Raw genomic sequence first — 14143 nt, 5'->3', positions numbered from 1 at the left:
CGCAACTTAGCGCACAGACAAGCCACTTGACCGCCTTTACCCAAAGCTTCCCGTTGCGCCAGCGAATGCCTCAACTCCTCGCACATGCTTGTTGAGGTTTTCGCTGTCACGCTTTTGCCTGGGCCACTTCCCGGGCGCGCTCGCCGAGCTCGCGGACCGTGCGCACCTTCGCGTACGGCTGGATCCGGCGCCGCATCGTCGCGAAGTGCTCGTCGCCGCGGGCCGTCGAGAGCTGGACGTAATCGTCGAGGAAGACGTGCCACGTCGCGCACGCCGCGTCCACGTGCCCCAGCTCGAACTGGCGTTGGGCGAGCAATGCGTTCGCGTGCAGGCGTCCCTGGCGCTCCTGGCGGGGCTGCACCTTCAGGCACTCCTGCATCGCACGGATCGAACCCTCCAGGTCCCGGAACTCGTACAGCACGTGCGCCACGTGGAACTGGTAGGCACTGGCGTCGTACCCGCCCACGGCCTCCCGGCGGGAGTCCGCTTTCGACAAGGCGATCTCCGTCTCGCGCAGGCGCGCGAAGGCCGTGTGCCGGTCGCCGGTCATGGAGGCGGCATGCGCCTGCTGCCCGGCCAGGAACGCCTGCAGGCGAGGCCCGGCCTTCGGGGACGCCTCGGCGGCGGCGTCAGCCAGCTGCAGGGCCTTTGCGCCGTAGCCGAGGTTCGACGCCTGCAGGCTCATGCCCCGCAGGGTGCGGCAGTACGTGATGTGATCCTCCGCCACCGCGGCGAGCTTGAGAGCCTTGAGGTAGTACCGCTGCCCGAGGCCGTGCTCCCGCTCGTACATCGCCATCCACCCGGTGAGGTACACGAGGTCGGACGCCGCGGCGAGCATGTCCTTGCGGACCTGTTCGGGCGCGGATGCCTTGAGGTACGGCGCGACCGTGTTGACCAGGAAGGCCGCCGCCATCGGCCGGGCGTGGCCGCCGCCGAGTTCGTCGAGGATGTCGGCGATCTTCTCGGTCATGGTGCGGACTGTGGCGACCTCACCGGCGCCGATGCGCGCGGTCCGTCCCGTACCGGAGGCCGCACTGTCCCCTGTCGGCTGCCCGGCCAGTTCAGGGAAGAGGGGAACGGCGAAGGCCGCCGAGTACACCCCGGCCGTGAGCACCCCCCGCCGGGAGGGGTCCATGTCGGCCCGGCCCACGTCGACGAGCTCTTCGAGCATGCCCCCGGCGCCGTCCGGCCCTGTGCCACCGGCGAGACCGGCCTCGGCGTGGGTGACCGGTCGCTTCAGCCGCCTGGCCAGCGCCTCGACGATCAGCGGCCTGACCTGCGGCCGCGGCATCGTGCCGGACAGCCAGTGCGAGACGGCGGACTGGTCGTAGCGCAGCGCCAGTCCGGCTTCCTTGCCCGTACGGTTCACCGCCGCGGCGAACTGGCTGCGCGTCCACTTCGCCTCGTCCAGGAGGGCCGCAAGGCCGGTGTTCGGGGTGCGCGGACTGCCTGCCATGCGCTTCAACTCCCGCCGACTTTCATGGCTTTCACGTTTCCGCTGTCTTCTCACGGTACCGGGAGAGCGGGCCGCGGGGGTTACCTCGACATGAGCGACGATCACGACGAGGAGGCCCGAGCCTTGCACCCGGAAACAGATGCGAAAACGGACGCCGACCGCATCGCCGACGAGATGGCGCAGTACCTCCGGCAAGCGGTCCACCGCTCGCTGTCGTCCCCGGCAGTGCTGCCCCGCTACGAGCAGGTCGCCGAGACCACCGCCCGTCTGCGGGATTTCCTCACCCGCCTCCTACCGGCGGCCCGTGCCCACGCCGACACCCTGCCCACTGACACACCCGACTGGCACCGCACCCGCTCCGTCATCGACGCGGCCCGCAACGAACTGGCCGCCGGCTCCGGCCCGGGCCTGAAGTCGGCGGTGCTGCACATGCAGAATGTGGGCCGCGCCTGCCACGAACTGCGCGGCGTCCTGCCCGGGCGGGCTCACACGAGCCCTTGAAGACCGTCCGCCGGAAAGGCGTGGCGCCAGGCCGTGTCGCGGACCCGGCACGCCCGGAGGACCTCCGTCGGTTCCTCCGACAGTTCCACCCCGAGGGTGGTGCCGTCAGTCGCGTGGTGAAAGCGGGCGAGGAGGCGGGAGTCGAAGAGCCAGAAGTCGTATGCGGGCAGCCCGAGCACCTGCGCGTCCGGGCGGCGCAGGCAGCGGATGTCCTCACCCGCCGCGATGTTGCCCGGCGCCGTGGCCAGCAGGAACCTCTGCCCCTCGGTGGGCGGCACGTCGACGATCCGTACCCGCTCGAAGCGCTTGCCGTCCTGGGTCTGCCGCCGGACGTTGGCATGCCAGGGGTGATCGGGCTCGTAGCCCAGCGGCTTCCCCGCCAGCCAGCGCTGCCACCTGTCCCCCGTGCGGTCGGACGCGTAGCCGCGCTGGGTCTCCAGCCTCCAGGCCGTGTACTGGAAGTCCCGGAAGAGGTGAGCAATCTGCTCGAACGGAACGATGTCCGGCATGCAGTCAGCCTCCTGTCAGCCCGAACCGGCCTCAGCATGCTCGATGTCCGGCAGCCGCCGCAGGCACTTGGCAAGATCACCCCATGCCCCACATCGGATTGACCGCCCTCGTCGTGCGCGACTACGACGAGGCCATCGCCTTCTACGTCAACGCCCTCGGGTTCGATCTGCGCGAGGACACCGCGCTCCCCGACGGCAAGCGCTGGGTCGTCGTCGCGCCGCCCGGGGCGCGGGAGGGCGGACTCCTGCTGGCCCGAGCCGCCAACGCCGACGAGGAGGCGCGGGTCGGGGATCAGACCGGGGGGCGCGTGGGGTGGTTCCTGAACACCGACGACTTCGACCGGGACCATGCGCGCATGCGCGCCGCCGGCGTCGTCTTCGAGGAGGAGCCCCGGCGCGAGGCGTACGGCACGGTTGCCGTCTTCCGGGATCTGTACGGCAACCGCTGGGATTTGATTGAACCGGCCCGGTGACAGGCAACCGTTCTAGCGCCTGAGGTCGAGCATGCGTACCGGCTGGCCTGTCGTCCGGGCGATGGTTTCGAAGTCCCGGTCGTAGTGGAGCAGGGTGAGGCCGGCCTCCTCGGCGGTGTTCTGGCCGAGAAGGACGCGGGCGAGTGCGGAGGCGTCGATGAGGTGATCGGCGACGCTCACCCGCCCGCTCCCGCAGCACCCGCATCGCCCGCCGGGGCGTCATGCCGGTACTTGCCCTTGTCCAGGAGGACGTCCATGTCCAGTGCGCCGTCGGCCACCAATGCGCGGGCCTCTTCGAGGGCGCGCAGCCTGCGGTAGCGGGCTGTCACTTCGCGCAAGGCCGTGTTGATGGTGTCGCGCTTCGTTGTGGTGCCGAGTTCTCTGGCAGCGGCTTCCAGTGCTTCGTCGTCGAGATCGATGACCGTGCGGCTCATGACGCCTCCTCGATGCACACTCGGAGATGTATATCTCGCCGCAAGCGACCCGGGCCCCCGCATCACGCGCGGGGGCCCGGGCCTTCGGCCAAGGGTCGGGCTCAGACGCCTGCCGGCTCCGGGGTCTTCTCCGCCGGTGCGGCCAGCCGCTGCTGCAGGCCCTCGCCCTCGACGTCGACGTTGGGCAGGAGCTTGGAGAGCCAGGCCGGGAGCCACCAGGCGGCCTTGCCCAGGAGGGCGAGGACGGCCGGGACGATGGCCATGCGGACGATGAACGCGTCGAAGAAGACGGCGATGGCGAGGCCGAAGCCGATCATCTTGATCATGGGTTCGGTGGAGCCGATGAAGCCCGCGAAGACGCTGATCATGATGACGGCCGCGGCGGTGACGACGCGGGCGCCGTGGCGGAAGCCGGTGACGACCGCCTGGCCGGGGCGTTCGCCGTGGACGTACGCCTCGCGCATCCGCGTCACCAGGAAGACCTCGTAGTCCATGGCGAGGCCGAAGACGACGCCCACCATGAAGATCGGCATCATGCTCATGATCGGGCCGGTCTCCTCGACGCCGAAGACGCTGCCGAGCCAGCCCCACTGGAAGACGGCGACGACGGCGCCGAGGGCGGCGACGACCGACAGGAGGAAGCCGAGGGCGGCCTTCAGCGGGACGAGCACCGAGCGGAAGACGACCATCAGGAGCAGGAAGGCGAGGCCGACGACGAGTGCCAGGTAGGGCAGCAGTGCGTCGTTGAGCTTCTGGGAGACGTCGATGTTGACGGCGGTGCTGCCGGTGACGAGGACCTTGGCGTCCTTGTCGGCGGCGGCTGCCGCGCCCTTGTCGCGGATGGCGTGGACGAGGTCCTCGGTCTCGGAGCCGGAGGGCTTGGACGCGGGGATGACCGTGATGATCGCGGTGTCGCCGGCCTGGTTGAAGTGGGCGGGGGTGACGATCGGCTTGCCGGGCAGGGACTGGATGGTCTTGGCCACGGCGTCGGCGGCGCCCTTGGGCGCGCCGGCGCCGGCCGCGTCCACCACGACCATCAGCGGGCCGTTGAAGCCGGGGCCGAAGCCCTCGGAGATGAGGTCGTAGGCCTTGCGCTGGGTGGTGTTCTTGGCGGCGGAACCCTCGTCGGGCAGGCCGAGTTCGAGGGAGGCGGCGGGGACGGCGACGGCACCGAGGCCGATGACGCCGAGGAGGAGCACGACGACGGGGCGGCGCAGGACGAGGCGGGCCCAGCGGGTGCCCATGTTGGGCTTCTCGTCGTCCGCTGCGGCCTTGCCCTTGCGGACCTTGCGGGCGAGCACCTGGCGGCCGGCGAAGCCGAGCAGGGCCGGGATGAGGGTCAGGGCGATGAGAACGGCAATGGCGACGGTGGCGGCCGCGGCGAGGCCCATCTTCGTCAGCATGGGGATGTTGACGACGGCGAGGCCGGCGAGGGCGATGACGACGGTGAGGCCGGCGAAGACGACGGCGGAGCCGGCGGTGCCGACGGCCCGTCCGGCGGCTTCCTCGCGTTCGCGGCCCTCGGCGAGCTCGGCGCGGTAGCGGGAGACGATGAAGAGGGCGTAGTCGATGCCGACGGCGAGGCCGATCATCGTGGCGAGGGTGGCGGTGTTGCTGCCGAGGTCGAGGGCGGCGGCAATGGCGGTGATGCCGGAGACGCCGATGCCGACGCCGATGATGGCGGTGAGCAGGGGCAGGCCGGCGGCGACGAGGGAGCCGAAGGTGATGACGAGGACGACGGCGGAGACGGCGATGCCGATGATCTCGGTGTTGCCGGTCTCGGGCATGGCCTGCAGGGCGCTGCCGCCGGTTTCGACGGTCAGGCCGGCGTCGCGGGCGGGCTCGGGTGCGGCCTTGAGCTTGTCGCGGGTGGCGTCGGTCAGTTCGTTGGGCTTGACCTTGTAGGTGACGGACGCGTAGGCGGTGCGGCCGTCCTTCTTGCTGACGGCCTGCGAGGTGAAGGGGTCGGCGACGGAGGCGACCTGGGGGCCGCCGAGTTGGGCGACGACCTTTTCGACGGCTGCCTTGTTCTTCGGCTCGGTGATCTTCTGGCCTTCGGGGGCCTGGAAGACGATGCGGGCGGTGGCGCCGTCGGCCTTCTGGCCGGGGAAGCGCTTCTCCAGCAGGTCGAAGGCCTTCTGGGCCTCGGTGCCGGGTATGGAGAAGTTGTCGTTGGACTTGCCTGCGGTCGCGGCGCCGGCGCCGGCGAGAACGAGCAGCAGCACCCATATGAGGGCGACGTACCAGCGGCGCCGGTAGGCGAGCCGGCCGAGTTTGTAGAGGAACGTGGCCACGAGGCGTTGTTCTCCCGTCGGATCGTGTGGATCGTGGGTCGGTTCGGGCCCGTCCCGACGAGAGCGGTGCGTCAGGTGGAGCCTTGTCAGTCGGTTGTGAGGGATAAGCCGGTCACGGTCGGACGCCGAGGGCGGGGAGGATCACGGCGTCGATGTAGGCGGAGAGGTACTCCGCGTCCGCGGGCCGGTTGTCGACCATCGGCCGGGCCATGAAGGCGCCGAGCATGGCGTGGGCGACGAAGCCGAGGGCGGGGTTGTCCGCGGCGAGTTCGCCGCGGTCGACCGCGCGCCGCAGCATGGCGTCCAGCGCGGCGACCTCCGGTTCGACCAGCAGTTCGCGCAGCGCCCGGTTCAGGTCGGGGTTGTCGTGGACGGCCCGCTGCAGCCCGCGCATGAGGGCGGCGTCGCGCTCCATCCGTTCCTCGTCGGTGTCGCACAGCATGGCGCGGAAGTCGCCGCGCACGGTGCCGGTGTCGATGTCGGCGAGGCTGACCGGCTTGTTGTGCCGCAGGGCGCCGGCGACCAGCTCGGGCTTGCCCTTCCACTGGCGGTAGAGGGTGGCCTTGCTGGCGTGCGTGCGGGCGGCGACGGCGTCCATGGTCAGGGCGTCGTAGCCGACCTCGCGCAGGATGTCGAGGACGGCTTCGTAGAGCTCGGCCTCGCGCTCGGGGGTCAGCCGGGTGCGGCGTGCCGCCGGCTTGGGTGGTTCCGTGGGCATGCCGCGCCTCCTCCAACGCTCCGGGCGTCCGTACGAAACGGTTTCGTACCGTACGAGCGTACGTCCAGCGAACAGCGAAACGGTGTCGTTTCGATCGTGTTCTGCGTCACGGCAGGAGTTGCCGGGGCCCCGGTGGCCCGAAACCATGGGTGGGGTGAGCTCCGTGAGCAGCGACGCGTACATCCGCTTCCCGCACCTCCACGGCGATCTGCTCTGCTTCGTGGCGGAGGACGACCTCTGGCTGGCCCCGCTGACCGGTGCCGCGCGGCCGTGGCGGCTGACCGTGGACCGTACCCGGGCCGGGCACCCGCGCTTCTCCCCCGACGGCCGGACGATCGCGTACACCAATTGGCGCAGCCTGGATCCGGAGATCCACCTCGTGAACGTCGACGGGGGCGCCGCCCGCCGCCTGACGTACTGGGGCAGCACCGACACCCGGGTGTGCGGCTGGGCCCCCTCCGACCGGGGCGACGCCGGGTACGACATCCTCGCCGTCTCCTCGCACGGCCAGCCCTTCTCGTACTTCTCCTGGGCCTACCGGCTGCCGACCGACGGCAGCCCGGGGCTGCGGCTGCCGTGGGGGCCGGTCTCCGACATCGCCATGGGCGACGTCGGCGGCGAGCACCGCACCCTGCTGCTGGCCGGCAAGCCGCCGCACGAACCGGCGTCGTGGAAGCGCTACCGCGGCGGGGCGACGGGACGGCTGTGGCTGCACGGCACCCGCCTGGTGCCGGACATCGGCGGCCACCTGGACTCGGTGATGTTCGTCGGCGACCGGATCGCGTTCCTCTCCGACCACGAGGGCGTCGGCAACCTCTACTCCTGCCGACCGGACGGCTCCGACCTGCGCCGCCACACCGACCACGACGACTTCTACGCCCGCCACGCCGCCACCGACGGCACGCGCGTGGTCTACCAGTGCGCGGGCGAGGTGTGGCTGGTCGACGACCTCGCGCCGGACGCCACGGCGCGCCGCATCGAGGTGCGCCCGGGCGGCTCGCGGGCCGGCCGGCGCACGTACCAGGTGCAGGCGGGCCAGCACGTGGGCGCGCTGGCGGTGGACACCACCGGGCGGGCCAGCGCGGTGGGCGTGCGCGGCAGCCTGTACTGGCTGACCCACCGCGACGGCCCGGCCCGCACGATCGCCGACACCCCGGGGGTGAGGGTGCGGCTGCCGGAGATGCTGGGCTCGACCGGCCGCATCGCCTACGTCACCGACGCCGAGGGCGAGGACGCCGTCGAGATCGCCGGCCTGCCGCGGGCCGCCGGGACGGGGGAGCCGCGGCGCCTGGCGGCCGGCCGGCTCGGCCGGGTGCACGAGATGGTCTCCTCCCCCGACGGGCAGCGCCTGGCGGTGGCCGCGCACGACGGGCGGCTGCTGCTGGTGGACACCTCCCCCGAGGGCGAGGGGGAGGTGAGCGAGCTGGTGCGCTCGGCCAACGGCCCGGTGCGCGACCTGGCGTTCGCGCCCGACTCGGGCTGGCTGACCTGGTCGCACCCGGGCATCGGCCGCTCCCTGCGGCAGATCAGGATCGCGCGCCTGGCCGACGGGCACGTCGTGGACGTCACCAACGGCCGCTTCGAGGACGAGCAGCCGGTCTTCACCCGCGACGGCCGCTACCTGGCCTTCCTCTCCTGGCGCGGCTTCGACCCGGTCTACGACGTGCACACCGGCGACTTGTCCTTCCCGCTGGGCTGCCGCCCCTACCTCGTCCCGCTGTCGTCGGCCACGCCCTCGCCGTTCGCGCTGACCATCGAGGGCCGCCCGCCGGGCGGCGGGCTGGACCTGGACGACACCGGCGACCACGAGGGGGCGCTGGTGGTGGAGGTGGAGGGGCTGGAGAGCCGCGTGACGCCGTTCCCGGTGGCCGCCTCCAAGTACTCCTCGCTGCACCCGGTCGCCGGCGGCGGCCTGGTGTGGCTGCGCTGGCCGATCTCGGGCGCGCTCGGCGAGACCTTCGCCAACCCCACCGACACCTCCGGCCGCCCGACCCTCGAACACTTCGACCTGTGCAAGGCCAAGCGCACGGAGCTGAGCAGCTCCTTGGACTGGTACGCGGTCAGCGGCGACGGCACCCGGCTCGTCCTCAACGACGAGGGCGACCTGCGGGTGGTGCCGGCCACCGACGTCGCCGACCTCGACTCGACCGTCTACGTCGACATGCGCCGCATTCTGCACGAGGCCGACCCCGCGGCCGAGTGGCGGCAGTCCTACGACGAGGCGGGGCGCATCGTGCGCGCGTACTTCTGGGAGCCGGGCATGTGCGGCGTCGACTGGGACGGGGTGCTTCGGCAGTACCGCCCGCTGGTCGAACGCGTCGCCTCCCCCGACGAGTTCGCCGACCTGCTGCGCGAGGTCCTCGGCGAGCTCGGCACCTCGCACGCGTACGTCACGCCCGCCCGCCGCAACGAGGGGCCGCCGCACTACCAGCGGGCCATCGGGCTGCTGGGCACCAACTTCACGCCCCACAAGGACGGCACGTGGCGGGTGCGGCGCGTCCTGCCCGGCGAGTCCTCCGACTCCAAGGCCCGCTCCCCGCTGGCCGGTTCCGGCATCCGCGAGGGCTGGGCGCTCACCCACGTCGACGGCCGGCCCGTGGACCCGGTCGCCGGCCCCTCCCCGCTGCTGGCCGCCGCCGGCGGCACCACGGTCGAACTCACCTTCCGCCCGCCCGGGGAGGACGGGCACCCCCGCCGGGTCGCCGTCGTCCCCCTCATCGACGAACGCCCCCTGCGCTACCAGGACTGGGTCACCAAGCGCCGCGCCGTCGTCCACGAACTGAGCGACGGCAGGTGCGGCTACCTGCACATCCCCGACATGGGCGGCTCCGGCTGGGCCCAGTTCAACCGCGACCTGCGCATGGAGATGGCCCGCCCCGCCCTCATCGTCGACGTGCGCGGCAACGCCGGCGGCAACATCAGCGAACTCGTCGTCGAGAAGCTCACCCGCACCATCGTCGGCTGGGACCTCACGCGCGACGCCGAGCCCGTCTCGTACGCCAGCAACGCCCCCCGCGGGCCCGTCGTGGCCATCGCGGACGAGATGACCTCCTCCGACGGCGACATGATCACCGCCGCGTTCCGGCTGCAGGGCATCGGCCCGGTGGTGGGCCTGCGCACCTGGGGCGGCGTCGTCGGCATGACCGGACGGCACCGGCTGGGCGACGGCACGCACATCACCGTGCCCATGAACGCCGCGTGGTTCGACGCGTACGGCTGGGGCGTGGAGAACCACGGCGTCGAGCCGGACATCGAGGTCGACCGCACCCCGCTCGACTGGGCCGAGGGCCGGCACAAGCAGCTGGACGACGCCGTGCGCCTGGCCCTGGACCTGCTGGAACGGCACGGCCACGCGCGCCCGCCGGACTACTCCGACGTGCCCGACCTGCGCCGCCCGAAGCTGCCGCCGCGCAGCGGCTGACACGGCAACGCAACAAGACAAGAGGGGCCCGCCCGGCAACCGGGCGGGCCCCTCGCGTACGTTCGCGCCGCGTCAGCTGCGGTCGTCGAACTCGTCCTGGATGTCGTCCAGGGACTGCTGGCCCTGCTGTCCGCGCTGCTGACCCTGCTGGCCGCGCTGCTGGCCCTGCTGCTGGCCGCGCTGCTGACCCTGCTGGCCCTTCTGCTGCAGCTTGTCCTGCGTCTGCTGACCCTTCTGCTGCGCCTGCTGCTTGGCCTGCTGCGCTTTCTGCTTCGCCTGCTGCGCCTTGTTCTGCATCTCGTCCTTCATGCCCATGGGGGGTTCACTCCTCGGTGGGTGTGGGGAATCGGGCCGCGACCAGCCTCACACGCCGGGACGAACCCCGCATTTCGATCAGTTACGCTGCGTGTCCGCCGCGCCGCCCGCGCCCACCAGGCCCGGCCGCATCCCGGCCAGCCGGCCCTCGACGCGCCGCATCTCACGTGAGCCGCCGAGGGCCACCACGGCCGGCAGCGCGCCGCGCAGCGGCTGCAGCGTCCGCAGCCAGCCCTGGGCGTAGATGTGCGCCGAGCGGCGCTCGATGCCCGCGACGAGCCGGTCGACGGCGGGCTCCAGCGGGTAGGTGCGGTTCATCGGCCAGGGCAGCCGCCGGCGCAGCTCGCGCATCACCTCGAAGCGGTCGGCGCCGCGCACCATGTCGGTGTCCGTCCAGCTCAGGTACGCCACGCCGACGCGTACGCCCCGGTGGGCGACCTCGGCGCGCAGGCTGTGGGCGTACGCCTCCACGCCGGCCTTGGACGCGCAGTAGGCGGTCATCAGGGGCGCGGGGGTGAGGGCGGCCAGGGAGGCGACCTGCAGCAGGTAGCCGCGGCTTGCGGCCAGCAGGGGCAGGAAGGCGCGGCCGGTGACCGCGCTGCCGATGAGGTTGACCTCCACGACCCGGCGCCAGGCGTCCGCGTCGCAGTCGTCGAGCGGGCCGCCGGTGGCCACACCGGCGTTGGCGACGACGACGTCCACCTTGCCGAAGTGCTCCTTCACCTCGGCCGCGACGCGCGTCATCGCCTCGTGGTCGGTGACGTCGGCGTGCCAGTACGCGGCGGCGGATCCCAGCGGTGCGGCGACGCGGCGCAGTTCGCCGGGCTCCAGCCCGACGAGCGCCACGGACGCCCCGCGCGCGGCCAGGGTACGGGCGAGGGCCTCGCCCACCCCGCGGGCGGCCCCGGTGACGACGGCGACCTGCCCGGTCAGGCTCCTGCGCGTGCTCATCGGCCGGCCCCCGCCGTCGCGCGCACCCGCGCCGTGCGCAGCACCTGGTACTCGGCGAGGTCCACCCGCCGGGTGGCTCTGCGGAACTCGGCCGTCGTGCCCGGCCACAGCGTGGCGTTGTGGCCGTTCGCGTCGAGGTACCAGCTCTTGCAGCCGGTGTTCCACACGGTGCTCGTCATGCGGCGCTGCAGGGTGCGGTTCCAGGCCCGTACGGCCGAGGGGCGGGCGTCGAGCGCGGCCCGGCCGCCGAGGGTGTCGAGCTGGTGGAGGTAGTCGGCCATGTAGTTCAGCTGGGACTCGATCATCAGGATCATCGAGCTGTTGCCGAGGCCGGTGTTGGGGCCGACGATCGTCAGGAAGTTGGGGAAGCCGGCGGCGCTGGCGCCGCGCAGCGCACTGATGGCGCCCTCCTTGCGCCAATGGTCGGCGAGCGTCGTGCCGTTGGCGCCGGTGACACGGTCGCCCAGGGGCATGTCCGTGACCAGGAAGCCGGTGCTGAAGACGATCACGTCCGCCTCGGCGGTGGTGCCGTCGGACGCGACGAGCGTCGTACCGCGCACCTCGGCGAGGCCGGAGGCGACGACGTCCACGTTGGGGCGGGTGAGGGCGGGATAGAAGTCGTTGGACAGCAGGATGCGCTTGCAGCCGATGCGGTAGTCGGGCGTGAGCTTGGCGCGCAGGGCCGGGTCCTTGACGGCCCGGCGCAGATGCGCGGTCGCGACCCGCTCCATGAGACCGAGCCGCTCGGGCCACTTGGTGAACAGCCCCACCTGCAACTCCCGCATGCCCCACAGCACTCCGCGCCGCAGCTGACGGCTGGCCGGCACCTTGCCGTGCAGCCACTGCTCGACGGCACTGATGCGGCGGTCGGCGCGCGGCAGCACCCAGGCGGGGGTGCGCTGGAAGAGGGTCAGGCGCTCCACCTCCGGCTGGATGCCGGGCACGATCTGCACGGCGGAGGCGCCGGTGCCGATGACGGCCACGCGCTTGCCGCGCAGGTCGGTGCCGTGGTCCCAGCGGGCGGAGTGGAAGACGGCGCCGGGGAAGCCGTCGAGGCCGGGGATGTCGGGGATCCTCGGGTCGGAGAGCGCGCCGGTGGCCGAGACGACGAGGTCGGCGGTCCACTCGCCGTTCGGCGTGCGGATCTGCCACCGCAGCTCGTCCGCGTCCCACGCCATCTCCTGCACCTCGGCGCCGAAGCGCAGGTGCGGCCGCAGCCCGTAGGTGTCCGTGACGTGCTCCAGGTACGCCCGGATGTGCTCCTGGCCGGAGAAGTTGCGCGGCCATTCAGGGTTGGGGGCGAAGGAGAAGGAGTACAGGTGGGAGGGCACGTCGCAGGCGCAACCGGGATAGGTGTTGTCCCGCCAGGTGCCGCCGACGGCGTCCGCGCGCTCCAGGACGACGAAGTCCGTGACGCCCTCCCGGCGCAACCGCACGGCCGCGCCCAACCCCCCGAACCCGGAACCGATCACCGCCACGCGTACGTGCTCGACCATGCCGCCGCCTCCCGGAGAAGCCACGCTCGATGGTGCCAGCGTTCACTGGCACAGTCGGGAGGGTAGGCCAGGCACCCTGCCGCGCGGTAGGCCTCTGCGGCGCGGAAGTTACCGGCAGTAGTGGGCGCATGAGCCGCTGTTGCGCTCCCCCGTCACACCCCTCACTCCGCCAAACTCCTGTAAACGGCCCATGGTTGGGATGTCAGTCGATACGTTGATGTCTCCTGTGATGCGCCATTGCACCTCGCTCCACGGGTCGGTTCGTCGCGTTCCGAGGCTCCAGCCAGGGGCCTCGGGCGCGGCGGCCGTTGCCGCCGCTGCCCCAGGCCTCTTCGAGGAGCCTCGCAACCGGCGAGCCTCCGATTCACGGAGAGGTGCAGCACATGGCACGACACGGGAGGCCGAAGTCCCCGTTCGACTGGGAAAAGGTGAGGCGATGGACGGCCGCAGCGAAACTGTGTTTGGAGCTGCTGGTCCTCGTCCTGACGCTGGGTCTGCTCCTGGCCGGAAAGGTGTGACCGGCGGGGCCTATCTCCAGTAGGCCCCGAACGGTCAACCACTTCGGCGCACACCCGTCACGGGATGGTTACCAGCCACCCGTGGCGGGCTTTTTGCTCCTGCGAGAGGAGCCCTTTCACGGTAGCGCAGATACTTCTCTCCCGCGGCCCTTGCACGAGAACAAGTCAGGGAGCGACCGGCGGGGCCTCTCGCCATGAGGCCCCGACAGGTCCGGCCTCACGCTACCGGGCCGGGCCGGCCCCCGTACCGCTAACCCCGCAGGTCGTACACCGCCGTCACCGGCGCATGATCGCTCCAGCGCTCCGCGTGGGTCGCCGCGCGCTCCACGTGGGCCTTCAGGGCGCGCTCCGCCAGGCCCGGCGTGGCGACGTGGTAGTCGATGCGCCAGCCCGAGTCGTTGTCGAAGGCGCGGCCGCGGTAGGACCACCAGGAGTAGGGGCCGTCGACGCCCGGGTGCAGGCGGCGGACGACGTCCGTGTACTCCTCGAAGACCTTGGTGAGCCACTCGCGCTCCTCGGGGAGGAAGCCGGCGCTCTTGCGGTTGGCCTTCCAGTTCTTGAGGTCGGCCTCGGTGTGGGCGATGTTCCAGTCGCCGCAGACCAGGACCTCGCGGCCGTCGGCGGCGGCGCGGGCCTTGAGGCCCACCAGGTACGGCAGGAACTCGGCCATGAAGCGTTCCTTCTCGTCCTGCCGCTCCGTGCCGACCTCGCCCGAGGGCAGGTAGAGGCTGGCGACCGTCACCCCGGGCAGGTCGATCTCCAGATAGCGGCCGGAGCCGTCGAACTCGGCCGAGCCGAAACCGGTGCGCACCGCGTCCGGCTCGCGGCGGGAGTACACCGAGACGCCGGCGCGGCCCTTGGCGGCGGCCGGGGCGTGGTGGGCGTACCAGCCGGCGGGGTCGCGGACCTCGTCGGGCAGCTGGTGCGGCTCGGCACGGACTTCCTGGAGGCAGACGACGTCGGCCTCGGTCTGCGCCAGCCACTCCACGAAGCCCTTCTTCGCGGCGGCACGCAGACCGTTGACATTTGCGGAGGTTACGGTCAGCACCAGGGCACC

13 protein-coding genes and 1 pseudogene are annotated in these 14143 nt (G+C 71.9%); 4 read left to right on the top strand and 10 right to left on the bottom strand.

From position 1 onward, the window contains the following. Positions 1–106 precede the first annotated feature (106 nt). Positions 107–1456, bottom strand: a complete 1350-nt coding sequence (locus tag AB0K17_RS13240; protein ID WP_365966062.1) for a hypothetical protein — start codon at positions 1454–1456, stop codon at positions 107–109. 90 nt (positions 1457–1546) lie between these two features. Between AB0K17_RS13240 and AB0K17_RS13235 the strand changes: the two genes are divergently transcribed. Further along, entirely contained in the window at positions 1547–1957 is a 411-nt protein-coding gene (locus AB0K17_RS13235) for a DUF6415 family natural product biosynthesis protein (RefSeq protein WP_365966063.1), read from the top strand. On the opposite strand, the gene AB0K17_RS13230 is transcribed toward AB0K17_RS13235, so the two are convergent. Further along, a complete protein-coding gene (locus AB0K17_RS13230; RefSeq protein ID WP_365966064.1) occupies positions 1942–2466 on the bottom strand; it encodes a DUF6879 family protein in 525 nt (174 codons plus the stop codon). The genes AB0K17_RS13235 and AB0K17_RS13230 overlap by 16 nt on opposite strands. 83 nt (positions 2467–2549) lie before the next feature. Between AB0K17_RS13230 and AB0K17_RS13225 the strand changes: the two genes are divergently transcribed. Beyond that, entirely contained in the window at positions 2550–2939 is a 390-nt protein-coding gene (locus tag AB0K17_RS13225) for a VOC family protein (protein WP_365966065.1), read from the top strand. A gap of 12 nt (positions 2940–2951) precedes the next feature. Here AB0K17_RS13225 and AB0K17_RS13220 read toward each other — a convergent pair. The 4 genes and pseudogenes from AB0K17_RS13220 to AB0K17_RS13205 form a co-directional block, all read right to left on the bottom strand. Next, a pseudogene (locus AB0K17_RS13220) lies at positions 2952–3056 on the bottom strand (VapC toxin family PIN domain ribonuclease); the annotation flags it as partial. Positions 3057–3115: 59 nt separating this feature from the next. Then, positions 3116–3373 carry a type II toxin-antitoxin system VapB family antitoxin gene (locus AB0K17_RS13215; protein WP_365966066.1) on the bottom strand — a complete coding sequence of 86 codons (258 nt, stop codon included), beginning with the start codon at positions 3371–3373 and terminating at the stop codon, positions 3116–3118. A 101-nt stretch (positions 3374–3474) separates the two neighbouring features. Beyond that, positions 3475–5667, bottom strand: coding sequence for an MMPL family transporter (locus AB0K17_RS13210; RefSeq protein WP_365983017.1), 2193 nt, complete (start codon positions 5665–5667; stop codon positions 3475–3477). Between the two features lie 112 nt (positions 5668–5779). Continuing rightward, positions 5780–6385, bottom strand: a complete 606-nt coding sequence (locus AB0K17_RS13205) for a TetR/AcrR family transcriptional regulator (RefSeq protein ID WP_365966068.1) — start codon at positions 6383–6385, stop codon at positions 5780–5782. Positions 6386–6530: 145 nt separating this feature from the next. Between AB0K17_RS13205 and AB0K17_RS13200 the strand changes: the two genes are divergently transcribed. Then, positions 6531–9806: a S41 family peptidase gene (locus AB0K17_RS13200; RefSeq protein ID WP_365983016.1), complete on the top strand. Its 3276-nt coding sequence runs from the start codon at positions 6531–6533 to the stop codon at positions 9804–9806. A 72-nt stretch (positions 9807–9878) separates the two neighbouring features. Here AB0K17_RS13200 and AB0K17_RS13195 read toward each other — a convergent pair whose 3' ends face one another. The 3 genes from AB0K17_RS13195 to AB0K17_RS13185 form a co-directional block, all read right to left on the bottom strand. Further along, on the bottom strand, positions 9879–10121 hold the full coding sequence (locus AB0K17_RS13195) for a hypothetical protein (RefSeq protein ID WP_365966070.1): 243 nt from the start codon (positions 10119–10121) through the stop codon (positions 9879–9881). 78 nt (positions 10122–10199) lie between these two features. After that, a complete protein-coding gene (locus tag AB0K17_RS13190; protein ID WP_365983015.1) occupies positions 10200–11072 on the bottom strand; it encodes an SDR family oxidoreductase in 873 nt (290 codons plus the stop codon). After that, a complete protein-coding gene (locus AB0K17_RS13185) occupies positions 11069–12568 on the bottom strand; it encodes an NAD(P)/FAD-dependent oxidoreductase (RefSeq protein WP_365966077.1) in 1500 nt (499 codons plus the stop codon). The genes AB0K17_RS13190 and AB0K17_RS13185 overlap by 4 nt, the downstream gene beginning before the upstream one ends. A 383-nt stretch (positions 12569–12951) precedes the next feature. Here AB0K17_RS13185 and AB0K17_RS13180 point away from each other — a divergent pair, with 383 nt between their 5' ends. Next, positions 12952–13086: a hypothetical protein gene (locus AB0K17_RS13180; protein WP_365966072.1), complete on the top strand. Its 135-nt coding sequence runs from the start codon at positions 12952–12954 to the stop codon at positions 13084–13086. Between the two features lie 250 nt (positions 13087–13336). Here the strand turns inward: AB0K17_RS13180 and AB0K17_RS13175 are convergent, their stop codons facing one another. Further along, on the bottom strand, positions 13337–14134 hold the full coding sequence (locus AB0K17_RS13175) for an exodeoxyribonuclease III (RefSeq protein ID WP_365966073.1): 798 nt from the start codon (positions 14132–14134) through the stop codon (positions 13337–13339). Between the last annotated feature and the right edge of the window lie 9 nt (positions 14135–14143).

It is taken from the genome of Streptomyces sp. NPDC049585 (assembly GCF_040675615.1).
Classification (GTDB): Bacteria; Actinomycetota; Actinomycetes; order Streptomycetales; family Streptomycetaceae; genus Streptomyces; species Streptomyces luteosporeus.
This window is presented reverse-complemented; position numbering and strand designations above follow the sequence as displayed.